At 58.4% G+C, this 23,570-nt stretch carries 17 protein-coding genes and 1 pseudogene; 14 read left to right on the forward strand and 4 right to left on the reverse strand.

The window, feature by feature from the left end:
• Positions 1-24: 24 nt before the first annotated feature.
• Positions 25-3,306 (reverse strand): miniconductance mechanosensitive channel MscM, encoded by a 3,282-nt coding sequence (gene mscM, locus OKC31_RS05115; protein WP_270656438.1) that lies wholly within the window; start codon positions 3,304-3,306, stop codon positions 25-27.
• A 155-nt stretch (positions 3,307-3,461) separates the two neighbouring features.
• Here mscM and OKC31_RS05120 point away from each other — a divergent pair, with 155 nt between their 5' ends.
• Positions 3,462-4,799 carry an MATE family efflux transporter gene (locus OKC31_RS05120; protein WP_270656440.1) on the forward strand — a complete coding sequence of 446 codons (1,338 nt, stop codon included), beginning with the start codon at positions 3,462-3,464 and terminating at the stop codon, positions 4,797-4,799.
• Between the two features lie 88 nt (positions 4,800-4,887).
• Here OKC31_RS05120 and OKC31_RS05125 read toward each other — a convergent pair whose 3' ends face one another.
• Complete coding sequence (locus OKC31_RS05125; protein WP_204479956.1) at positions 4,888-5,709, reverse strand: peptidoglycan DD-metalloendopeptidase family protein; 822 nt, start codon at positions 5,707-5,709, stop codon at positions 4,888-4,890.
• Between the two features lie 302 nt (positions 5,710-6,011).
• On the opposite strand from OKC31_RS05125, the gene OKC31_RS05130 reads away from it, so the two are divergent.
• Positions 6,012-6,791: a BPSS1780 family membrane protein gene (locus tag OKC31_RS05130; protein WP_108541833.1), complete on the forward strand. Its 780-nt coding sequence runs from the start codon at positions 6,012-6,014 to the stop codon at positions 6,789-6,791.
• 66 nt (positions 6,792-6,857) lie between these two features.
• Here OKC31_RS05130 and OKC31_RS05135 read toward each other — a convergent pair whose 3' ends face one another.
• Positions 6,858-7,757, reverse strand: a complete 900-nt coding sequence (locus OKC31_RS05135; RefSeq protein WP_005362277.1) for a LysR family transcriptional regulator — start codon at positions 7,755-7,757, stop codon at positions 6,858-6,860.
• Positions 7,758-7,883: 126 nt separating this feature from the next.
• Here OKC31_RS05135 and OKC31_RS05140 point away from each other — a divergent pair, with 126 nt between their 5' ends.
• The 4 genes from OKC31_RS05140 to oxyR all read left to right on the forward strand — a co-directional run bounded on the left by OKC31_RS05140 (position 7,884) and on the right by oxyR (position 12,333).
• The gene (locus OKC31_RS05140) at positions 7,884-8,744 is read left to right on the forward strand and encodes a Vmh family MBL fold metallo-hydrolase (RefSeq protein WP_042054609.1); all 861 of its coding nucleotides are present in this window, start codon (positions 7,884-7,886) and stop codon (positions 8,742-8,744) included.
• Between the two features lie 75 nt (positions 8,745-8,819).
• Positions 8,820-9,464: a DsbA family protein gene (locus OKC31_RS05145; RefSeq protein ID WP_216961311.1), complete on the forward strand. Its 645-nt coding sequence runs from the start codon at positions 8,820-8,822 to the stop codon at positions 9,462-9,464.
• A gap of 172 nt (positions 9,465-9,636) precedes the next feature.
• Positions 9,637-11,277 (forward strand): methyl-accepting chemotaxis protein, encoded by a 1,641-nt coding sequence (locus OKC31_RS05150; RefSeq protein ID WP_201987336.1) that lies wholly within the window; start codon positions 9,637-9,639, stop codon positions 11,275-11,277.
• A gap of 156 nt (positions 11,278-11,433) precedes the next feature.
• Complete coding sequence (gene oxyR / locus OKC31_RS05155) at positions 11,434-12,333, forward strand: DNA-binding transcriptional regulator OxyR (RefSeq protein WP_005354003.1); 900 nt, start codon at positions 11,434-11,436, stop codon at positions 12,331-12,333.
• Between the two features lie 49 nt (positions 12,334-12,382).
• On the opposite strand, the gene OKC31_RS05160 is transcribed toward oxyR, so the two are convergent.
• Entirely contained in the window at positions 12,383-14,854 is a 2,472-nt protein-coding gene (locus OKC31_RS05160) for a penicillin-binding protein 1A (protein WP_042054572.1), read from the reverse strand.
• Positions 14,855-15,154: 300 nt separating this feature from the next.
• On the opposite strand from OKC31_RS05160, the gene tapM reads away from it, so the two are divergent.
• The 8 genes and pseudogenes from tapM (at position 15,155) to OKC31_RS05200 (ending at position 23,537) form a co-directional block, all read left to right on the forward strand.
• Positions 15,155-16,216 carry a PilM family type IVa pilus assembly protein TapM gene (tapM, locus tag OKC31_RS05165; protein WP_005362273.1) on the forward strand — a complete coding sequence of 354 codons (1,062 nt, stop codon included), beginning with the start codon at positions 15,155-15,157 and terminating at the stop codon, positions 16,214-16,216.
• Positions 16,204-16,782 carry a PilN family type IV pilus biogenesis protein TapN gene (gene tapN / locus OKC31_RS05170; protein WP_005353997.1) on the forward strand — a complete coding sequence of 193 codons (579 nt, stop codon included), beginning with the start codon at positions 16,204-16,206 and terminating at the stop codon, positions 16,780-16,782. Before tapM ends, tapN begins: the two co-directional genes overlap by 13 nt.
• Positions 16,779-17,378 carry a PilO family type IV pilus biogenesis protein TapO gene (gene tapO, locus OKC31_RS05175; RefSeq protein WP_019446350.1) on the forward strand — a complete coding sequence of 200 codons (600 nt, stop codon included), beginning with the start codon at positions 16,779-16,781 and terminating at the stop codon, positions 17,376-17,378. The genes tapN and tapO overlap by 4 nt, the downstream gene beginning before the upstream one ends.
• Positions 17,375-17,908 carry a pilus assembly protein PilP gene (locus OKC31_RS05180; RefSeq protein ID WP_005335020.1) on the forward strand — a complete coding sequence of 178 codons (534 nt, stop codon included), beginning with the start codon at positions 17,375-17,377 and terminating at the stop codon, positions 17,906-17,908. The genes tapO and OKC31_RS05180 overlap by 4 nt, the downstream gene beginning before the upstream one ends.
• 16 nt (positions 17,909-17,924) lie before the next feature.
• A pseudogene (gene pilQ / locus OKC31_RS05185) lies at positions 17,925-20,160 on the forward strand (type IV pilus secretin PilQ).
• A gap of 191 nt (positions 20,161-20,351) precedes the next feature.
• Complete coding sequence (gene aroK, locus OKC31_RS05190; RefSeq protein WP_005335014.1) at positions 20,352-20,870, forward strand: shikimate kinase AroK; 519 nt, start codon at positions 20,352-20,354, stop codon at positions 20,868-20,870.
• A 14-nt stretch (positions 20,871-20,884) separates the two neighbouring features.
• The gene (aroB, locus tag OKC31_RS05195) at positions 20,885-21,967 is read left to right on the forward strand and encodes a 3-dehydroquinate synthase (protein ID WP_021229792.1); all 1,083 of its coding nucleotides are present in this window, start codon (positions 20,885-20,887) and stop codon (positions 21,965-21,967) included.
• Positions 21,957-23,537, forward strand: coding sequence for an SPOR domain-containing protein (locus OKC31_RS05200; protein WP_216961319.1), 1,581 nt, complete (start codon positions 21,957-21,959; stop codon positions 23,535-23,537). Before aroB ends, OKC31_RS05200 begins: the two co-directional genes overlap by 11 nt.
• Positions 23,538-23,570: the final 33 nt, after the last annotated feature.

Raw genomic sequence — 23,570 nt, forward strand, 5'->3', positions numbered from 1 at the left:
GTTCTGCTCCTTCTACCTCGCGGATCAGCCGCGGCTCAGGTGAATGTCGATCTGTTGATGGGGCAGGGTAAGTCCCTGCTGCTGCATCTTCTCCAGCACCAGCGAGTGAACCTCGTGAGTGATGGGCATTCGATGATCCATGTTGTTGACGTAGAGGCGGATCTCGTAGATCAGCGCCGAGTCGGTGAATTCGATCAGGAAGACCTCGGGCGTCGGTGTTTCCAATACCAGGGTCGATGCCTGGATGGACTCTTCCAGAATGCGCTGCACCAGTTTCGGATCCCGGGTCAGGCCGATCCGGATCCGCAGTTTGACCCGGGTGATGGCATCGGAGAGCGACCAGTTGATGAACTGTTCGGTGATGAAGGCCTTGTTGGGCACGATGATCTCCTTGCGATCCCAATCCACTATGGTGGTGGCCCGGGTCTTGATCTTGGTGACGGTGCCGGTGAGATCGCGGATGGTGACGGTGTCACCGAGCCGGATTGGCTTCTCAAACAGGATGATGAGGCCGGAGACAAAGTTGGCGAAGATCTCCTGCAGACCGAAACCCAGCCCCACCGAGAGGGCTGCGACCAGCCACTGGGTCTTCGACCAGTCGATGCCCAGCATGGAGAAGCCGGTGAGGGCGCCGATCAGGATCACAAGGTACTTGCTGGTGGTCGTGAGGGCAAAGCCGGTACCGGGGGAGAGACTGAGGTGTTGCAGCAGGGTCAGCTCCATCAGCCCCGGCAGGTTGCGGGCAGTCACCACGGTCAGAATGAAAACGAAGGCGGTCAGCATCAGATCCTGCAAGGTGATGGCCGAGAGCTGCTCGATGCCGCCAATCTTGCTGCTCACCTGCCACACCTCGATATTGCTGAGGAAGCTGAAGGCGGAGTTGAGATCTGACCATTGCACTACCACCAGCATGGTGAAGCCCAGCATCAGCAGGGTGCGCACCAGTCCCAGCGACTGGGCGCTGATGGTATCGAGATCCAGCTCAGTCTCTTCCACCACGTCTGGGGTCTCGGAGCTGAGCTCGTCATGCCCCTCTTCCCGGCCGCGCTGGGCCAGGATCTCGGCCCGCTTGCTCTTGGCGCGCTCGAAGGCGAGGCGGCGGCGCTGGATCAGCATCCAGCGTCTGGCCAGATAGTAGACCAGCAGGCAACCCAGCCCCATCAGCAGGCTAAGCTCCAGCTGGCGCAGCAGGGTGCGCGAGGTATAGAAGTAGCCAAACAGGGCGCCAATCACCGCCAGCAGCGGCGCCAGCATCAGGCTGTTCCAGATGAAGTGGTGCAGCAGATGGGGCTTGGTCATGTCGGTCTGGCCCCAGGTGAGTGGCAGCCGCTCCCGGTTGAGGCGGGCAAAGAAGAGCAACAGCCAGAGTGCACCGATCATGAAGGCCATCCGGCCGAGGGAGTCGTAGAAGGCGTGCTCCTGATAGCTGTTGGCCATCCCCTGCACAAAGAAACTCGGGATCAGCACCAGCAGCAGGGTGCGAAACTGCCCCCACACCTTTTGCACCTGTTCCCGGGGCCAGCGGAAGTGGTGGATCAAAATCCCCCTCTCCAGTGTCAGATGGCGGGCCATCACCAGCGCCAGCAGCAGAAACCAGATCTCGCCAAGACCGCGCGCCACCGCCACCGCAAACGGGTATTGCCAGGCCCCTTCGAGCAGGCCGCGCACCATCAGTACCATGGCGGGCAAGGGGAGGGCGGCAAGCAGGGAGCGCAGCAGCAAGCGGCTGGTGAGGCTGAATTTGTCCTGGGTCACCTTGCCGATCCGCGGCGCAATATGGTCGCAATAGAGGCTCAGATGACGGGCCAGCTTGAACCAGCTCCAGGCCAGCACCAGCAGACCAATACCGGCCAGCGTGAGGCTCAGCGGGCTGTTCTCGGCGATGGCGTAGGGCAGTTGCAACCAGTTGTCCGGGTTGAAGGCCAGGGTCAGCGCGGCGGGAATACCGAGCATCACCTGTGGGGTAAAGGGGCGCACATCCGGCATCCAGAACAGGTGGCTGGCGCTTATTTCGCGGATCTCGTCGATCTTGCTGTTCTGGCGGCTGTAGAGCAGTTTGAGGCGGGTCTGCTCCTGAATGAGGGTATCGGAGGCGTCGTTGAGCCGGGTCAGCAGCTGGCGCCGGGCCTTGAGCAGGTTGTCGAGCACCGCTTGCTGTGGCCGATCCAGCGTCACCTCCTCTTCGGCCATCAGCTTGTCGCGCAACTGGCGGGTATCCTTGAGCCCATCCTGCTCGCTCTCGTACTGGTACTTGGCCATGCGGGCGCTGACGATAGCGGACTCCAGCTTGTCGAGGGGGAACTGGGGAGGCAGATCGGAGAGTTTGCTGCGCAGGTTCTCGCCGTAGGCATTACTGATCTGCAGCCATTCCAGCTGTTCGCGTACCGAGTTGACCAGCTCATTCAGTTCAAACAGATTCTTGTCGATGCTGCGCTGCTCGTCCTGCACCCGCTCAATCTGATCTTCCAGTGTGCCGAGCTGGATGGAGAGCGCCTGATTCTGCTGTTGCTGCTCCAGCAGCAGCGGCATGTCGGTGGTGAGCTGTTTGCGCAGCCGCTCGCTCTCCTCCAGCGCCTGTTCGGTCTTCTCCCGCCGCAGCTGGTTCTGCTGGGTCAGCAGGCTGGCTTGCCACTCATCCTCATCGGCGATGGCCAGATTGAGCTCCTGCAGTTTCAGTTTGCCGAGATCGTTGCGCTGCTGGGCCGAGAGCTGCTCCAGTTCCAGCATCTGGATCCGGTCGGAGAGGCTCTGCTCCTTCATTCTGGTCAGCAGCAGCTGTGCCTCCTGCTGGCGATCCGATTCGCTGCTGAAGCTAAGTCGCTCCAGCTGGCTGCGGGTCAGTTGCAGCTGCTTGCGCAGATCATCCACCCGCAGGTGATACTCCTGCCCGGTGCTCTCCAGCTGGTTGAGGCTGTCCATCACCCCCTGGCGCTCCTTGCGCAGGTTGAGCTGGCGGTTGCTGCTAAGGCCAATGGCCTGGCGCAGCGCTTCCTCCTTGAGGCTCGCCAGCGGCGGGCGAGCAGCGGGCTGATAGTTGTGCAGACTCTCCTTGAGGCGCGCCGACTCCTTGGGGTAATCGATGAGGATCTGCTGATAGGCTTTGCTCTGCTCCCGGTAGCGCTCGGCCTCTCTGGCAAATTGCAGCGCCTGCTGGTAGCTCTCCCGCAGCTTCTGGTTTTCCGGGGTATCGCTCTTGGGCACGCTCTGCAACAGGGATTCGGCCTGGGCAATGGCATCGTCGGCGCGCACGGTTGGCGGCAACAAGAGAAGGGAGAGCAGCAAGAGGGTGAGCAGGCGTTGCAACATGAGGCTCGTTTCCGTTCAGAAGAGGTGGCCCTAGCCTAAAACAGGGCAGGGAGGCGGGTAAAGCAGTCTATATTAATGATTCATAACACAAATAACAGGAAGTCGTGCTGCCGTTTCGCTATGATCCCGGCCGCTTTCTCTCCACCGAGTCGAATATGTCAGCTGTTGATCTGGGCACAGCCCCGCTATCTCGCCTTTTCTGGCGTTACGTAACCCCGACCGTGGCGGCCATGCTGATCACCGGCATCTATGTCACCATCGATGGCATCTTCGTTGGCCATGTGCTGGGTCAGGATGGCATGGCCGGTTTGATGCTGGCTTATCCCATCTGCGCCGTGCTCTATGCGGTGGGGGCGCTGATCGGCATGGGGGCCTCATCGCTGGTCTCCTTCTATCTGGGGCAGGGCAACCCGGCCAAAGCCCGCCATATCGTCGGCAATGCGCTGGTGATGGTGTTGCTGGCCTCGGCACTGCTCAGTTTTATCGGGATCCGTTATGGCGAGCCCATGCTGGCCTGGATGGGGGCGGAGGGGGAGATCTTCACCGCCGGGCTCTCCTACCTGCAGGCCTACGCATGGCTTGGCTTCTTTGCGGTGCTGTCGATGGCGTTCAGCTCGCTGCTGCGCAACGATGGCCGCCCCGGATTTGTCACCCTCATCATGGTGGTCGGGGGCCTGCTCAACGTGCTGCTCGACTATCTGCTGATGGTGGTGTTTCCGTTCGGACTGGCCGGGGTGGCGACGGCCACCATGCTCTCCCAGGCAGTGACAGGCCTTGCCTGCCTGTGGCACTTCTTCACACCGCGCAGCCAACTGCGGATAAGCTGGGACACCCTGCGCCCCGATCTGCGGCTGATGGGCGAAACGGTGCGCCTCGGGATCTCCAGTTTTCTGATGTACCTCTATCTCTCTGTGGTGCTGGCACTGCACAACAAGGCGTTGCTGGCGGTTGGCACTTCGCTGCATGTGGCGGCCTACGGGGTGATCAGTTACACCGAGGCCTTCTTCTATCTGGTGTTCGAGGGGATCGCCATGGGTATCCAGCCCATCGCCAGCTTTAACGCGGGCGCCGGTCACTGGCGGCGGGTGCTGAGGATCCGCAATCTGGCACTCGGAGTGACGTTGGGGAGCGCCCTGTGCGCCATGTTCCCGCTCTATCTGTGGCCGGAGGCGGCGGTCTATCTGTTTGCCGGCGACAACGCTACCCTGCTGCCGGTGGCGAGCCTCGGGATCTGGCTCTACTTCTGGGGGCTGCCGATGGAGGGCTTGCTGCTGGTGGGGGCCACCTACTTCCAGGCCATCAATCGGGCCCGCATCGCCTCCCTGCTCACCGGTGGCAAGCTGGTGCTGATCGGCGGTTTCTTGTGGGGATTCTCGACCCTGTGGGGCGTGCCCGGGGTCTGGCTGGCATTGCCAACGTGCAGCTCATTGCTGGTGTTGGTGATGTGGCGGGCGATGCGTCGGGAGTCCGGCGCCCACGCGCTGGCCGGATAGGTAATCAGGTTCGACGTGCAGATAGCAGACAGGCAGCCATGGGCTGCCTGTTTTGTTAGAGGATGTTTTGTTAACGGGCTCTGCCGATTCAGGGCTTGAAGGCGCCGATAAAGATGGCGGGATCGACCCGGGTGTCGTTGAGGCTGACGTTCCAGTGCATATGGGGGCCGGTGGCGCGGCCGGTCGAACCGACTCGCCCGACGATGCCGCCACGCGGCAGGCTCTGGCCGAGCTTCACATCGATCTTCGACATGTGGCAGAACATGCTGATGAGCCCCTGACCGTGGTCGACAAAGACGGTATTGCCATTGAAGAAGTAGTTGCCGATCAGGATCACCTTGCCTGCGGCGGGGGACTTGATCGGGGTGCCGGCGCCGACAGCGAAGTCGAGGCCGGAGTGGGGATTGCGCTCCTCGCCATTAAAGAAGCGACGCAAGCCAAACGGGCTGGAGAGGGGGCCGTTGACCGGCTTGTCGAACAGCAGGTTGCTTGGCTGGTTGGGGCTGAAGGTCTGGTAAGCCCGGGTCTGCTCCGCCAGCTCGCGGTTGATACGTGTCATATCCTCGGCAAGCGGACTGACCTGACGGCTGTTCTTTAGCTTGATGTGCTGCTCGCGGTAGTGCTTGGGGGTCACGGTGAAGCCGAGAGTACGGCCATCACCTGTGGTCAGTTGCTGGGCGCCGGGCGTGCTTTTCAGAGAGATGCCGACGATGGCGATCCACTGGTTGTCTTCGCGCACTACCAGCACGGGTTTGTCGTGATAGCGGGCCGTGGGGGCTGTGGGGGACGCGCCAAGAGGGATTACCGCAACGCCACCCGGCACCGGGTGGTTGAGCAGGCGACTGATAAAACCCTCGGCCAGGGCTGACTGGCTGGCCAGTAACAACAACAGACAACAAACAACTCTCATGACGATACCACTCGATGTTAAAGCGCCCGGGATGGCGGGATGACAACCTCCTGTCCGGTATTCGCCGATCACTAAAGGGTGATCACGACATGCTGGCCATGACAGGCGCGGCTGGGGGAGGGAGCAGATTGTGCCTCGTTATAGTCGGGGCAGCCAGAGGCGAGGCGTGGCTGACGCCCCTTTTGTGCATCGCTGCGTCAGGTTTTATGTCGTGGTCGGGCCGCTTCGGCATTGAGTCGCCCCCGCCCTGGCTCTAGAATCGGCTTCCGGCACTGATGCCACCGACACTCCGAGGAGACGATATGAACGGATTACCCCCTTTGCGCACCACTCCGGCCCGGTACACGACAGGTCGTGGCTGGCTCTGGGTTCGCAGCGGGTTCGATATCTTCAACAAGGGGATGGGGATCAGCGTAGCCATGGTGCTGGTCTGGTTTATGGTGGGTATGCTGCTGGAGCAACTGCCGGCGGGTGGCCTTATCTCCCAGCTGCTCTACATGGTGTGGGGCGCGGGTTGGGTGGCGGTCGCCGCTCGGGGTTATCGGGGGGAGCCGCTGCAGTTTGCCGATCTCTTCGCCGGTTTTCGCCACAAGCTGACCCCGCTGATGCTAGGCGGTCTGCTGGTGTTGCTGCTGTTCAGCCTGGTGGGCCTCGTCTGTCTCGGTCTGCTCTCCATGTGGGGGCTACTCCCGCTGCTGACGCAGGATCCCGAAAGCATGGTGGTCTCAGCCAGCCAGTTGCAACAACTGCTGCTGGTATTGCTGGTAGGGATGCTGCTCATCATTCCCGTGCTGATGGGGGTCACCTTTGCTCCGGCGCTGATCTACCACCACGATATCGGCATCATCCAGGCGGTACGGCTGAGCTTCGCTGGCTGCTGGCGCAATATGTGGCCTTTCTTCTGGTGGGGGCTGCTCTCAGCTATTTTGTTGCTGTTTGGCGCTGTGCTGTTACTGGTAGGTCTGCTGGTGGTGATCCCGGCGCTCAACTACTCCATCTATGTGGCTTATCGGGATATTTTCCTGGACGAGAGTGCGCAGCCGGAAGCGCCGCACTCAGAACCATTCGGATTTGAAGCCTGATCAAGGGATCAGATTGAAGAAGGGGCCCGCAGAGGCCCCTTCTTCATGATCGGGTTTGAGGTGTGTTCACTCCTGCCAGATGGGATCCGCCGCCATGCGAGCCAGCAGAAAATCGAGGAAGCTGCGCAGCAGTGGCGACATCTGCTTGCGGGTGGCATATACCCCGTATACGCCGAGCCGCTTGGGCTGCCAGTCGGTCAGCAGGGGTACCAGTTCCCCGCGCTCCAGATAGGGTTGTGCTGAGTAGCGGGGTTGCAGGCTGATCCCTGCGCCTTCCAGCGTTGCTTCCAGCAGCAGGTTGGAGATATTGGCGCTCAGGTTACCACTGACCGGCACTGACTCGGGACCGTCCGGTCCATTGAACTCCCACAGGCTCTTGCCGAAGTAGGTGTAGGTGAGGCAGTTGTGCAGCGCCAAATCCTGCACCTTGTGTGGCATCGGATGACGGGCCAGATAGGCCGGGCTGGCACAGACTACCGAGTGGCAGGTGCCGAGACGGCGCGCCACCAGATTGGGGTCGAGGTCGTTGGTGATGCGCACCGCCAGATCGATCCGCTCCTCCACCAGATTGACGGTTCTGTCGAGCAGCAGAATGTCGATGGCCGTCCCCGGGTATTGCGCCAGATAGTCGTTGGCAGCCCCGACCAGCAAGGCTTCCGACAGGGAGTAGCTGCTGGTGATCCGCAGTTGCCCCTTTGGGGCGTCATCCCCCTTCACGGCGATCTGCTCCATCTCTTCGCCGAGCGCCAGCATGGCGCGGGCCCGGTTCAGCGCCTCCTCTCCTGGACCGGTCAGGCTCAGACGACGGGTGGTGCGGTGCAGCAGGCGGGCGCCCATCCAGCTCTCCAGCTCGGCGAGATAGCGCGACACCATGGCGCGCGACATATCCAGTTTCTCTCCGGCGCCGCTCAGGCTCCCTTGTTCGACTACGCTGACAAAGACCCGCAAGGCGGTCAGTCGATCCATGTATGGCTCTCTATATGTTCGATATGTGCAACAGTGATGCGCTTTTTATGCTGTATTTGCACCTTAAGTGATCCAATACACTGTGTCCATCAAATGAACCCCCGAATACTTAATGAGGAATAGATGATGAACAACACCCTGATCCGCAACCTGACTCTGGCGACTACCTTGTTGAGTGGCGCCGTACTGGCCGCCCCCCTGAGCGTGACCGTCTACAACCCTGGCGAGAAGGCGATCTTCCCGGTCTCCTCCTCACTGGTGACCGGTGACAAAGAGGCCATCCTGATCGATGCCCAGTTCGACGTGCAAAATGGTCAGGCGCTGGTCGACATGATCAAGAAGAGTGGCAAGAAGCTGACCACAGTCTATATCAGTGCCGGTGACCCCGACTTCTACTTCGGTCTGGAGCCGGTCATGGCGGCGTTCCCGGATGTCAAAGTGCTGGCCGATCAGCACGTGGTTGACCACATCAACCAGACCAAGGATGCCAAGCTGAGCTACTGGAGCCCGATCCTCGGCAAGGGCGCACCGAAGAGCCTGACCGTGCCGCAAGTGATGACCGCCAGCCACCTGACGCTGGATGGCGAGAAGATTGAAATCAAAGAGATGAATACCCCGAATGCCTACCTCTGGGCCCCTTCCATCAAGACTGCTTTTGGTGGTGTGCCGGTCTACCACGGGGTGCATGTCTGGATGGCGGATAGCCAGACCAAGGCGGCCCGCAGTAACTGGGTCAAGGCGCTGGACAACCTGCTGGCCCTGAAACCCGAGCGCGTGGTACCGGGCCACTTCCTGGGCACTGCTCCCAAAGGCACTGCTGCTGTGACCTTTACCCGTGACTATGTAGAGCGTTTCGAACAGGAGCTGGCCAAGGCGAAAAATTCCGGTGAGCTGATTGAGGCTCTGAAGAAGGCCTATCCGGCACTGCCGGTTGACGATGGTCTGGCCATCGGTGCCAAGGTCAATACCGGCGAGATGAAGTGGTAAGCCACTGAGCCTGCTTTCCCTGTGTTTTTTTACCGGGCCTAAGGGCCCGGTTTTTTATCCGAGATCGAAGTGAGAATGAAGATGAGCGAACAACAAACCACCCTCCATTATGTCTATGACCCGCTCTGTGGCTGGTGCTACGGTGCCGCCCCCCTGTTGCAGGCGGCAGCAACTATTGCCGGACTCAAGATCGAGCTGCATGCGGGCGGTCTCTGGCTGGGTAGTCGCCGTCAGCCGATGGGCGAGGCATTGCGTGATTATGTGCGACCCCATGATCAGCGGATCGAAGCGCTGACCGGCCAGCATTTTGGCGAACGCTACTTTAACGAACTGCTGCTGCGGGAAGGGTGTCTGCTGGACTCCGAGCCGCCGATCCGTGCGGTTTTGGCCGTCACGGCGTTGGGGGGCGATGGGCTGGTCATGTTGCACCGGATCCAGCAATCCCACTATCGGGACGGGATCTGGATTGGTGAGCCTGCGTTTCTTGCCACGCTAGCGGCAGAGCAGGGGATTGCAGCCGAGGCATTTCAGCAAGCTTATCTGCAGGCCCCCTTGCTGCAACATCTGGCAGATAGCCAGGGCTGGATGAAACGGCTGGGCGGTCAGGGTTATCCCACCCTTGGGTTGATGCACAACGGTAAGGTGAGTGCTGTGCGAGTGGCTGACTTTTTGGGCGATCCTGCCGGGTTGCGTCAGCATCTTCTTGAGTTGATGGAATAGTTATTAGAATGTGAACGGACAAGGTCTCTTTAGAAGTGGAGTGAATGGGCCGATATTCCTGTATGCAGAAGCGATATGAAAGCCTTCGACTTTCTGCTTGCAGACTATGCTCTATGTGACCATTCCCGGCGGATGTTGCGGGAGTGCAGACTCATTTCAAGGAAGCCCCCATATGTTCAAAAACATGTCTATCGGCCAGAAACTGAGTGCCGGATTCGCCATCCTGGCACTGCTGGTACTGGGCTTGGCCTGGTTCTCCATCAGCCAGTTGGCAAAGCTCTATGGTGATACCGAAACCATTACTGACAACCTGCTCCCGTCAACCCGCTATGCCAGCCAGATGCACGTGGCCATTCTGGATGCGCGCCGCTCCGAGCTGTCTCAGGTGATTGCGGGGCTAAACAAAGATGATCAAGAGGTAAGCGAGCGCACCCTGACCTTCAATAAGGCCAGGCAGGAATTTGAACAGGCCGCCCAAAAATACGGTGCTTTACCTTTCACTACTGGTGAAGAGAAACAGGTTTATGAGCAGGTGGTTGCGGCGGGGGCCAAGTATTTTGCGGTGCATGACCAACTGTTGAGCGCCTTCGCTGCTGGCGATCTGGAGCGAGTCAGAAGTCTGCGCAAAAACGAAACCCGGGTCGCGCTGGAGGAGGTGGGAGCAAAATCCTTCCGCTTGCGGGAAATCAATAACGAGATTGCGGCCCAGATGACAAAAAATGTGGAGGCGCTCTACAGCAGTGCCAGAACCATGAGCGTCATCGTCAGTCTGGTGACGCTGGGTTTTGTGGTGGCAATTGCATGGCTGCTGACTGGTCAGATCCGCAACCCCGTGATGGCGTTACTGGAACAGACCCGTCGTGTCTCCTCTGGTGATCTTACCTCCCGTATCGATATGCAGCAGTTCAACAATGATGAACTGGGAACCCTTGCCAAAGGGTTTGGTGAGATGCAGACCAATCTGCGCACTCTGGTGAGTGAAGTGTCGGGCTCTGTGGTTCAACTGAGTTCCGCTGCGGAGGAGATCAGCTCTGTTGCCAGCCAGTCAGCCAACAATATGAATGCTCAGCAACATGAGCTGAACCAGCTGGCGACGGCGATGAACGAGATGCAGGCTACGGTGCAGGAGGTCTCTCGCAACACCAGCGATGCGGCCAGTGCCGCCACCTCGGCCAGCGAAACGGCAGAGATTGGTGCGCAAACGGTGAATGACTCCATTCTGCGCATCGAGCGGGTCGCCGGTGCTATCGAGAGCACTGCGGTGGTGATCCGCCAACTGGGCGATGACAGCCGCAATATCGGTATGGTGCTAGAGGTGATCCGTGGCATTGCCGAACAGACCAACCTGCTGGCATTGAACGCAGCCATTGAAGCGGCCCGTGCCGGTGAGCAGGGGCGGGGGTTTGCGGTGGTGGCCGATGAGGTGCGTACTCTGGCCAAGCGCACTCAGGATTCCACCTCCCAGATCAACACCATTATTGCCGAGTTACAGCAGCGTGCCGAACAGGCCGGCAGTACCATGCAACAGAGTCAGGAGCTGATGAACACCACAGTTGCTACCGCGCGGGAAGCGGGCGAGTCTATCTCCCAGATCAGTGGCTCGGTCAGCAGCATCTCCCACATGAACATCCAGATTGCAACGGCCACCGAAGAGCAGGGAGCGGTGAGCGAGGAGCTCAACCGTAACGTGGTCAATATCAGCCATGCTTCCGAAGAGGTGGCCGCCGGTGCCACCCAGATGGCTCAGGCGTGCAACGAGTTGAACCACCTGGCTACCCAACTGCAGGATATGGTGCGCCGTTTCAGGGTGTAATCCATCGGCGAGTCAAACAGCCCGATTACCGCAAGGTGGTCGGGCTTTTCTGTTTTGGAGGGGCAGCCAGAGAGGCTCACTGCAAGTGGATGACTTGTCCCGCCGGACGATATTGTGCATGCTGATGGCCCATTTTCCAGGCAGGACTCTTGCTGTATGAATCTTCGCGATCTCGAATATCTGGTGGCGCTGGATGAGGAAAAACATTTTCGCAAAGCCGCTGAACGCTGCTTTGTCAGTCAACCCACCCTGAGCGGCCAGCTGCGCAAGCTGGAAGATGAACTCGGGGTCATTCTGATCGAACGTACCTCGCGCAAGGTGCTGTTTACTCCGGCTGGCGATGCCATGGCCCATCAGGCGCGTCGGGTGCTCAAGGAGGTGCGCGAGCTCAAGAGCATCGGTCAGCACTTCTCCGAGCCGATGTCCGGGGAGATCCATATCGGTTTCATTCCGACCGTGGGCCCCTACCTGTTGCCCCGCATTATCCAGACCCTGCGTGAGCGTTTCCCCCAGCTGGAGTTCTACCTCTATGAGGAGCAGACCCAAACCCTGCTCAAGCGGTTGGAAGAGGGGGAGCTGGATTGCGTCATTCTGGCCGAGATGCCGGGGATGGAAGGGTTTGGTTCAATCCAGCTCTATCATGAGCCGATGTGGTTGGCTGTGCCTTGCCATCACCCCGAAGCACAGGCCAGACAGGTGCCACTCGGTAATCTCAAGGGCAAGAAATTGCTGATGCTGGCCGATGGCCACTGTTTGCGGGATCAGGCGATGGGATTCTGTTTCGCCGGCGGGATAGGTGAGGATCAACGCTTCAAGGGGACCAGTCTGGAGACGCTGCGCAACATGGTGGCCGCCGGTAGCGGCATGACCCTGGTGCCAAAGTTGGCCGTACCTGCCGATCATGATGAAGGCGGGGTGAGCTATCGACCTGTGGTTGACCCTGTGCCGGGGCGTACCATCTCGCTGCTCTATCGCCACTACTCGGTGCGTCGCCCCTGCTTCAATGAGCTGGCGGCCTCGATCGCCACGCTGATGAGCAAGCAGTTGGCCCAATAAAAAAACCGGCAGCCAAGGCTGCCGGTTTTGCTTCTGCCGTAAGAGCAGCTTAGAAGATATCGTCGGTTGAGACAGGCCCTTCCACATCGGGGTTGTCACCGCCGTAGACCTGATTGCCATCCGAGCTCGGTGCTGCATAGCGGGTCGGCTCGGTCCCTTCCTTGAAGTATTCGTCGGTGCCGCCACTGGTTGCCAGCAGGCCGGTTTCGCTATCAATCTTCACTGTCATGATCCCTTCGGGAACCGGCATCTTGTGCTCCGGCAGCTTTTTGAGGGCGACTTTCATGAAGTCGATCCAGATAGGCTGCGCGGCGCCACCGCCAAATTCGGCACGGCCAAGACCACGCTGGTGGTTGTCAAAACCGATCCAGGAGGTAGCTACGATGTCCGGGGTGTAGCCGGAGAACCAGGCATCCCGCGATTCGTTGGTGGTACCGGTTTTACCGGAGATGTCGTGACGTTTCAGGTCGCGGGCTGCACGCCAGCCGGTACCACGCCAGCCGTTGCCCCCCCAGATGGCCGTGCTCAGGGTGTCAGTGATCAGGAATGCGCTCTGGGCACTGATGGTATGCGGGGCGATGGTTGGCGCGAGAGGGGTCTGCGTGCCATCTTGTGCGGCTCCATCAACAGTTGGCTCTGGCAGTGTGCTCTGCTCGGGCGCGGCCTGCTGCTCGCAGGTGGTGCAAGCAATAGCAGGATTGGCCTGATAGAGGGTGTTCTCTAGGCTGTCGGTCACTTTGTCAATGAAGTATGGGGTCACCAGGAAGCCACCGTTGGCCAGTACCGAGTAACCACGCACCACTTCGAGAGGGGTGAATTCGGCAGCGCCCAGTGCCAGCGACTCATGGGGAGAGATGAAGTCGCGGGGGAAGCCAAAGCGGGTCAGACCGTCGATATAGGTATCCAGACCGATGGCGCGCATCAGTCGAACCGACATCACGTTCTTGGACTTGGCCAGACCCAGACGCAGCGGGGTGGGGCCATCATAAACGGCCGGGGAGTTCTTGGGCTGCCACATGGGCCCTTTGGATGGATCCCACTGGTTGATCGGCGCATCGTTGATGAGCGACGCCAGGGTATAGCCATGTTCCAGAGCGGTCGCATAGAGGAAAGGCTTGATATTGGAACCGATCTGGCGACGCGCCTGATCGACCCGGTTGAATTTGGAGAGTTCGAAGCTGAAACCACCGACCAGTGCTTCCAGAGCCCCATTTTTCGGGTTCATGGCAACCAGCGCGGCGTTGACGTCCGGGATTTGGGCCAGCAGCAACTCTTCGCCCTCTTCCCGCACCCAGATCTGGGCGCCGACTTTCAGCACATCTCGCGCCGATTTCGGGGCATAGCTCTGACGGTCGTCGGTAATAAAGGAGCGAGCCCATTTAATGCCGTTCCAGCCGAGCTCTGCTTCCTTGCCATTCTTCAGTACCAGCGTGGCGCTGCGATCACCGAGCTTGGTCACGACCGCCGCCATCAGCGGATCGTAAGTGGGTTGTTTGCCAAGGTGAGCGACGATCTGCTCGTAATCCCAGGCTGTCTCGCCAGCCTTCCACAACTGAGCCGTCGGGCCGCGATAGCCGTGGCGCATGTCATAGGCAAAAACGCCATCCAGCAGTGCCTGTCTTGCCGCCCGCTGACGTTCGGCAGAGACGGTCGTGTAGACGTGCAGGCCCATGGTGTAGGCATCTTCACCGAACTGCTCGACCATCTTCTGGCGCACCATTTCCCCCAGATAGGGGGCGTGCAGGGTCACTTCGGCGCCGTGAAAACGGGCCTTGATCGGCATCTTGGACGCTTCGTCAAACTGGGCTTGGGTGATCTTGCCGGTTTCCAGCATCCGGCCCAGCACAACGTTGCGGCGCGCAAAGGCGCGCTCGGGGGAGCGGATGGGGTTGAGCATGGAGGGGGCTTTCGGCAGACCTGCAATGATGGCGATCTCGTCCAGTCCCAGATCCTTGACCTCTTTACCAAAGTAAACCTGTGCCGCAGCACCGATCCCGAAGGAGCGATAACCGAGGGGGATCTTGTTGAGGTACAGTTCGAGGATCTCGTCTTTTGAGAGATTCTGCTCGATCCGCCAGGCCAGGAAGACCTCCTTGATCTTGCGGATGATGGTCTTCTCATTGCTCAGGAAGAAGTTGCGGGCAACCTGCTGGGTGATGGTACTGGCCCCCTGACGGGCATGGCCGGAAACAGCCCAGACGGATGCGGCTCGAATGATACCAATCGGGTCAATGCCCGGGTGCTCATAGAAACGTGCATCTTCGGTCGCCAGTACGGCATCGATCATGGGTTGCGGAATTTCGTCCAGACGCAGCGGAATGCGACGAATTTCGCCATATTGGGCGATCAACTCCCCATCCCGGCTGTAAACCCGCATCGGGGTTGCCAGCTTGACGTCACGCAGTGCGGTGACATCGGGCAGTTGGGGTTTGATATAGAAGTAGATACCGATGAGGCTGGCAACACCCAGCACAGCACCCAGCATCATGACAATAAACAGGCGAACGAGCCATTTCAGCATGGAAGAACTACCAATCGTCTTAAAATTAGCCAACGGGCGCAGAGTATAGCCCTTTTGCCATCGGGAATTCGAGGTTTTCCTGTGGCGAGCCACCCACCTCAAAAGGATGCGAGAGGTTAGCACTACGGGGAGCAATAACCAAGGAGGGCCACTTGCCATGAAGAAAGCGAGATGGGTCACTTTTCGGCATAAACTTTATGACATTGATAGTTAGAGCATTTAGGATGAGTGAAGCACTCCTCTGATCGGGTGTCCTACACTCTGTTCAGGAATAAAACCAAATAACGCATGGATGTGTATATGTTTGGGCTTTTTAACAAGGGATCCCTCCTCCCTCTGGTGGGCATTGATTTTGGTAGCCAGACCATCAAGGCCGTTACCCTCAGTGGCCGACCTGGCAAGCTTCATCTCGAGTCGGTCGCCGATATTGCCACCCCGAAAGGGACGCTGGTTGACTATCAATTGCAGGATATCGAGCGTGTCAGCCAATCTCTCAAGAGCCTCAAGCGCCTGATCCCTGCTCACAGCGACTATGCCGCCACTGCGGTGACCGGCTCCAACGTGATAACCAAGGTGATCCAGATTGATGCCCGCCTCAGCGACAAGGAGCTGGAGAGTCAGGTGCAGCTGGAGGCCGAGCAGATCATTCCCTTCCCCCTTGATGAAGTGAGTCTCGATTTTGAGGTGCTGAGCACCAACAATAGCGAAGATCGTCAAGATGTGCTGCTGAGCGCAGCCCGCACCGAGAGTGTCAACGGCCGGGTCAGCGCCCTTGCCGAAGCCGGTATTGCCGTCAAGGTGGTGGATGTGGGCGCCCATGCGCTGGGCCGTGCCGTGGTGGCCTGTCTGCCCGAATTGCAGGAGAGTGAACGGCCGATCGGGGTGATAGATATCGGTGCCAGTGCTATGACCTTTGCGGCGCTGGTCAAGGGAGAGGTGATCTACTCCCGCTTGCAAAACTTCGGCGGCGATCAGTACAGCCAGGCGCTCTCCTCCTTTTATGGCATGACGCTGGATGAGGCTGAGCAGGCTAAAACCAAAGGTACCTTGCCTGTTGACCATGAGCTGGATGTCTTGATGCCCCACATCAACTCGCTGCTGCAGCAAGTGCGGCGCAATATCCAGCTGTTTTGCAGTTCATCCGGTTATCGCGACATCGCAAAACTGGTGCTGACGGGGGGAGGCAGTCTGCTACCCGGTTTGTTGGTACAGGTAAAAGAAGAGGTCAATTGCGAGGTGTTGCACCCGGATCTGTTCGCCCTGTTTGGCAAGCCGAAAGGGGAGGCCGAGCTGGTACATGGTGCTAAATATATGACGGCATTCGGGTTGGCTCTGAGGAGTTTCACACCATGTCAAATATAAACCTTTTACCCTGGCGTGAAGCCCGGGCCCAGCGCCAAAAGAAACAGTTCGGGGCCTTGCTGGGGATTTTTGTGCTGGCCACGGTCGCGCTGGGATTTTTTGCCAACTGGCTGGTTGATCGCCAGATCGTCGCCCAGCAGCAGCGCAACCAGCGGCTGGTTCAGGAGATGACTATTCTCGATGCCCAGCTGGGGGAGATCCGTCTGCTCAAAGAGCGTCGCAAGGAACTGATCGATCGGATGCAGCTCATCGAGCAGTTGCAGATGCGCCGCAATGTGCCCGTTCGCCTCTTTAATCAACTGCCTTCATTGGTACCCAACGGGGTTTACCTCAACACCCTTTCGATGCAAAACAATATTATTGATGTTAATGGCAAGACTGAAGCATATGGTCGGGTGGCCAGCATGATGCGGCGGATTGATGGTTCCGGTTGGTTGGGTCAGGCAAAGATAAGCACTATTTTTGCGGCTGATGTTGCGCCAGTGTCATTGAGCCAGTTTTCCATGATGTTCCTGATCGCCAACAATGCTGCGGCTGCAGGGAATGTGGCCAAGGAGCAACAATGAACCTTCAGCAACTCAACGAGTTGGATATCAATGACATAGCAAGCTGGCCAAAATGGGCAAAAGGGGTCTTCATCTTTTTCTGCTGCGTGTTGACCGGCGGCGCCATCTACTACTACGTGATTGCCAACTCACTGACCAGTTTGACTCAGGAAGCGGGGAAAGAGACCGAACTGAAAGCCCAGTTTGAAAGCAAGGCGATGCTGGCTGCCAACCTGGGGGCATACAAGGCGCAAATGGTTCAGCTTGAGCAACTGGTTGATACCCAGCTCAAGCAGTTGCCCAATACCCATGAGGTCGCCGGTCTGCTGGACGATATCAGCTTTATTGCTACCGACAATGGCTTGAAATTGAACCGGATCAACTGGGAACCCGAGGTCAAGCACGAGTTTTCGACAGAGCTGCCGATGCGTATCGAAGTCGTGGGCACTTACCATGAAATTGGCAAGTTTACCGCTGACATGGCTGCCTTGCCCCGTATCGTCATCCTTGACTCCTTCACTCTGGGCCAGAGCAAGGATGAAGGGGAGCTGATTTCGATGTCGATGCTGGCCAAGACCTACAAGTACAACGGTAAAACAGTGGAGCCGAAACAATGAGACGCATCTGCTGGTTGTTGCCTGCCCTCTTGCTGGCGGCGTGTGGTGGTCAGGAGGACATGGATAGCTATGTCGCCCAGACCAAAGCAAGGCCGCCCATACCTATCGAGCCCTTGCCCGAGCTGAAGCCTTTTGCCCCCATGCACTACCAGCAACGCGAGTTGCGCAGCCCCTTCATGGTTCCTCAGCCTGAGGCGACGGTCGGAAGTACAAGCACTGCCAAGGCCCAGCCGGATTGTGCTCAGACCCTGATGGATCGTGAGAAAGAGGTGCTGGAAAATTATTCGCTGGCCAGTCTGTCGATGCATGGTTCTTTGGGTAAGGCAGGTCAGTTGTGGGCCTTGATCAGCACCCCGGATGGCAAATCGATGCGGGTCGGACTCAACCAGTATATGGGGCTTGATCAGGGTCGAGTCATCAAGATCACTGACACTGCCGTGGATTTGCTGGAAACCATTCCGGACGGGAAGGGGTGCTGGGTAACAAGAGAAACCCAGTTGGCGATGGCCAATGTGCAAGAAAAACAATAATCAGGGACGAACAGCAATGAGAACAACAATAGAGAGTGTATCCAAAGTAGCTTTGCTGTTTTGCGCCAGCGCCCTCAGTCAGGCGTGGGCAGTGGCAACCCTGCAGGAGATCAAGGTCAATCCGCTGCTTGCCGATCAATTGCTGGTGGAGCTCAGTTTCAGTGAGCCGGTCACAGGCTTTACCGATCGTCTCTCTTACCAACCCAATCAGCTGTTGTTGCATGTTCCCGGTGCGGTAGGGGCGCTGAAAGTGAACCCGCTGCCGATCCAGCGCCTGGGGGTAGATAATATCAAGGTTGAGGGTAAGGGCGCAGGTCTGGATATCAAGATCTCACTCGATCAGCTGGCCCCCTATCAGGTTCAGCAACAGGGGAACAAATTACTGGTGTCATTGGGCGAGGGGGCCTCTTCCGGGCTCATCAATGGTGAGAGCGCCCTGATTGCACCCGCAACCTCGGCTACTCCTGTGCCAGCGCCCTCTGCGATGGTGGCCACACCCTCTCCTTCGGCACTGCTCAATCCTCAGGTCGTCGCCCGGTCGATGCCTGTTGCGCCCGTGACTACGCCGGTAGCCACACAGCCTGCCAGCAAGCCGGTGCTCAACAACTATCAAAGCAGTGGGGGTGGCGCCTATTTCAACTCGGTTACCGGTGTGGATTTTCGTCGTGGCAAGGATGGTCAGGGGGAGTTTCTGGTCACGCTGGATAACAGCTCGGCCGCCGTCGATGTGAGCAGCCGAGGCCAGACCGTACTGGCCAAGTTTCATGGCACTCGGGTACCGGATGGCTTGCTTAATCTGATCAATGTGCAGGATTTCGCAACGCCGGTCTCTCAGGTTGAAGTCTCCCGGCAGGGCAAGTGATACCCTGTTTGAACTGTCGATCAATGGTCAGTTTGATTACCGTTACGATCAGGCGGACAAGCTCTTCATTATCGAGGTAAAAAAGCGGACGACGGCCACGGCATCCAAGCAGTATCAGGGCAAACCCATCTCATTGAACTTTCAGGATATTCCAGTCCGTACCGTATTGCAGCTTATTGCCGATTTCAACAACCTTAACCTGGTAACCACAGATTCGGTATCAGGCAATATTACCCTGCGTCTGGATGGGGTGCCGTGGGAGCAGGCGCTCGACATTATTTTGAAGGTGCGGGGTCTGGATAAGCGGCTGGATAACAACATCTTGCTGGTAGCGCCTGCAGAAGAGATCGCAACACGCGAGAAGCAACAGCTGGAGAGCCGAAATCAGGTTGCCGATTTGGCTCCGCTCTATACCGAGTATCTGCAGATAAACTATGCCAAGGCCTCGGAAGTGGCTGCCCTGCTCTCTTCCGAAAGTACCAAGTTGCTGTCACCCCGTGGTGCGGTGAGCGTGGACGAGCGAACCAACGTGCTGGTGGTCAAGGATACCGCCGATGTCATCAGCAGCATCAAACGGATGCTCGATATCCTCGATATTCCGGTCAAGCAGGTGGTGATCGAGGCGCGGATGGTGACCATTGACGACGGCTTTGATGAAGCGCTCGGGGTACGGTGGGGAGTGACCAAAAACGATGGTCATGGCAACAGTACGTCCGGTTCCATCGAGGGGAATGATGGTTCTGGTAACAACAACGGCAGTTCTGCGATTAATCCCAGCCCGCGGCCATCAGCAGACGATCGGTTGAACGTCAATCTGCCGGTGACCAATGCGGCCGGTACTTTGGCCTTCCAGGTTGCCCGTTTGGCTGATGGCACCTTGCTGGATCTCGAGTTGTCGGCGCTGGAAAAAGAGAGCAAGGCCGAGATTATCGCCAGTCCGCGGGTGACCACGGCGAACCAGAAACCGGCATTGATCGAGCAGGGGACCGAGATCCCCTATGTGGAGTCATCTTCCAGTGGCGCCACCTCGGTCACCTTCAAGAAGGCGGTATTGAGCCTGAAGGTTACCCCGCAGATCACCCCTGACAACCGGGTGATTCTCGACCTGACCGTGACCCAGGATACCAAGGGTGAAACGGTACCGACCGGTACCGGTGATGCTGTTTCCATCAACGCCCAGTCCATCACCACTCAGGTGCTGGTGAACAATGGCGAGACCCTGGTGCTGGGCGGCATCTATCAGCAGACCATCAAGAGCGATGTGACCAAGGTGCCGTTGCTCGGTGACATTCCCGGATTGGGGGCCTTGTTCCGCAAGACCACCAGCGAGAACAAAAAGCGGGAGTTGCTGATTTTCGTGACGCCCAAGATAGTCACCGACGCCTTCTGAATGCTTTACATGTGAGGGTAAAACACATATAACCTTACGCCCCAATGAGGCTGGGGCGTAAGGGCTGCGGTTGCCAGTCCCGATATCTATTGAGATAATCCCCCTCCTGATCCATCGCAAGATAAGGTTCATAGGTACCCCGATCCAGTATTCATCGGGGTCGTACAGTTTGTAATTACTAACGAAAAGACATGGCTGAGAAACGCAATATTTTCCTGATAGGTCCCATGGGTGCGGGCAAGAGCACCATAGGTAGACATCTGGCAGAACAACTGCATATGGAGTTTTTCGACTCAGATCATGAGATTGAGCGCCGCAGTGGTGCTGATATCGGCTGGGTGTTCGATGTTGAAGGCGAAGAAGGTTTCCGGATTCGCGAAGAGAAGGTGATCGGCGAATTGTCAGAGCAGCAGGGTATCGTGCTGGCGACGGGTGGCGGTGCCATCAAGAGTCGCGAAACCCGCAACAAGTTGTCTGCTCGTGGCATCGTGGTCTACCTCGAAACCACTATCGAAAAGCAGCTGGCGCGCACACAGCGAGACAAACGCCGCCCTCTGCTACAGACCGAAGAACCGGCACGCGAAGTGCTGGAACGTCTGGCACAAGAGCGCAATGCCCTGTATGAAGAGGTTGCCGACTTTGTTGTGCACACCGATGACCAGAGCGCAAAAATCGTTGCCAATCAAATTGTAAAGCTGATCGGTATGTAATCTAGAGGACGTCCATGGAACGGTTGAAGGTCGAACTGGGTGAACGCAGCTATCCCATCGAGATAGCTGCTGGGTTGTTGCAGCGCCCCGAGGCGCTGGTATCGACCATCAAGGGCAAGCGGGTGATGATAGTGACCAACACGGTCGTTGCTCCGCTTTATCTTGAACGGGTAACCGCTCTGCTGTCGGGTTTTCAGGTTGAACACCTGATCCTGCCTGACGGCGAGGCGTACAAGAACCTGGCGACCTTTGAGCAGATCATGTCTGCTCTGCTTGAAACCAACCATGGGCGCGATACGACACTGATCGCTCTGGGGGGCGGCGTGATCGGGGATGTGGTGGGCTTTGCGGCAGCAAGCTATCAACGTGGCATTCCTTTTATCCAGATCCCGACCACCCTGCTCTCCCAGGTTGACTCCTCTGTTGGCGGTAAAACTGCTGTCAACCACCCCCTCGGCAAGAACATGATTGGGGCTTTTTATCAGCCCAAACAAGTTGTTATCGATACCGAATGTCTGAGTACCTTGCCCGCCCGCGAATTTGCCGCAGGGATGGCCGAGGTGATCAAGTACGGCATCATTTGGGATGCTGATTTCTTCAGCTGGCTGGAGCAGAACATGGTGCGTCTGCAACAGCTGGAACCTGCCGCGCTGGCCTACGCCATCAAACGCTGCTGCGAGATCAAAGCCGATGTGGTCGGTCAGGATGAGACCGAGCACGGCGTCCGTGCGCTGCTCAATCTGGGTCACACCTTTGGTCATGCTATCGAGGCCGAGCAGGGGTATGGCAACTGGCTGCACGGTGAAGCAGTATCCGCTGGCACCATGCTGGCTGCCTGGACTGCGCAGGCCCGTGGCGATATGAGCGAAGCGGACGTTGCGCGAGTGCGCGCCCTGCTGCTGGCCGCCAATCTGCCCATTCATGCGCCTGCCGAGATGGATTTCGCCGCCTTTATTCGCCATATGCGCCGTGACAAGAAGGTGCTGGAAGGCAAGCTGCGTCTGGTGTTGCCGGTTGGCATCGGCCATGCGCAGGTGGTGGGGGATGTGTCCGATGCCGAGTTGCTGGCGGTGATCGAGTCTGGTCGTGACGAATAAACTGCTAAAACTTCCTTCCCAGCGGCAGCTGGTTGACCGGCTGCTGCATCTGATTGAATTCAATCACCCTTTCATTTTTCTCTCCGGTAAACCCGGGTGTGGTCGCGGTACCCTGTGCGAATCCCTGCTCGGCGTGTTGCCGGAAAAAGTGCGGGTGGTAAGCCTGATTGGTACGCCTGCCATGAAGATGGTGGATGTGCGTCAGCTGTTGCTGCCACAGGTGGTGGCGCGCCCGCTCTTCAATCCACAGGATGCGCTGGCGGAGAGCTTCTTTCGCATGCTGGAGGGGAGCAAGCCAGTCACCCTGTTGCTGCTGATAGAGCGGGCCGACCAGTTGCCAGCTGAATTGCTGGGAGAGTTGTGGGCGATCATACGTCATAACGATACCCTGGCGGCGCCCCATCAGCTGGCCATTATTGTCTCGGGCAGTGACGTCTGGTGTCGTACCCAACGACCGCAGCTCAAAGGGCGTGCCATGCCAGCCCTTGAGCTGGAGGTGCCGCCACTGAGCCCGCCCGAGCAGCGCATCTTCTTGTATGAGAAAGCCAAAGAGCTCAAGATCCCGGCGACCCTCTTGCCCAAGCCGCAAGTGGAGGAGATCCTGAAAACGGCGAACGGACATCCGTCCACCATCATGCAGTTACTGGAGGATATCATGACCGACAGAAGGCCCAAGAAGCGTCAGGCGGAGTTGCCTGTCAAGAAGATTGCCACCGCTATCGCGCTGGTCGCTGGCGGCCTGCTGGCGTTGAGCTACCTGCTGCCTGCGCTGTTTGACAATGAAAGCAAACCGGCACTGCCGGATCCGGCGCAGAACACGGCATTGCCGATCCCGGTAGCGGGAGGCGATCCCCTCACCGCAGGCGGTTCGAATACCGATGCCGCTGCACAAGGCGCGCAAAACAGCGATGCAGCCAGCAATCCCAACGGGGTTGTGAAAGATTGGCAGCCGGAGGCGAAAGTGCTGCCCAAATCGGTGGAGAGCGAAACTGTGACTACCGAATCAACCAATTACGAAGGGCGTCGGGTGGTGATCTCTGACGAAGTCGTGCAAAAGCTGATGACCGAACCCAAGGTGAGCGGCGCACTGCCTACTGACGTGGTGGACGAGCTGACCGGCAAGAACCCGAGTGGCACAGCCCCCAGTGGTGCAATTGCAACTACGGCGCCAGCCAGTACCTCCAAAGCACTGAATCCGGCGACAACCGCAACGCCTGCGGCCACCACCAAAACCGCCAGCAACGAGCCGGTTGCCGCGCCAGCACCCAAGGTGGCCCTGACACCGGTCGCCACCTTGAACAAGAAGCCGCGTAACCACTACAGCGTCCAGCTGATGGGGGCGAGCAACACCAAGGCGGTGGATCAATTTGTCGCCGAGCATGGTCTGGCGGGCAAGGTATGGGTCTATCAGACCAAATTCCGTGGCAGCCCCTGGTATGTGGTGCTGCAAGGGGATTATGCCGGTCTGACCCAGGCCAAGAGTGCCATTCGCAAGCTTCCGCCAGCCTTGCTGAAAGGCCAGCCCTGGCCCAAGTCGTTTGCACAGGTACAAAAAGAGCTGAAGCAATAGCCTTGATACCGGATAAGGGGGTAGAATCGTCCC

Source organism: Aeromonas sp. Y293-4 (assembly GCF_027705905.1).
GTDB lineage: Bacteria > Pseudomonadota > Gammaproteobacteria > Enterobacterales > Aeromonadaceae > Aeromonas > Aeromonas veronii.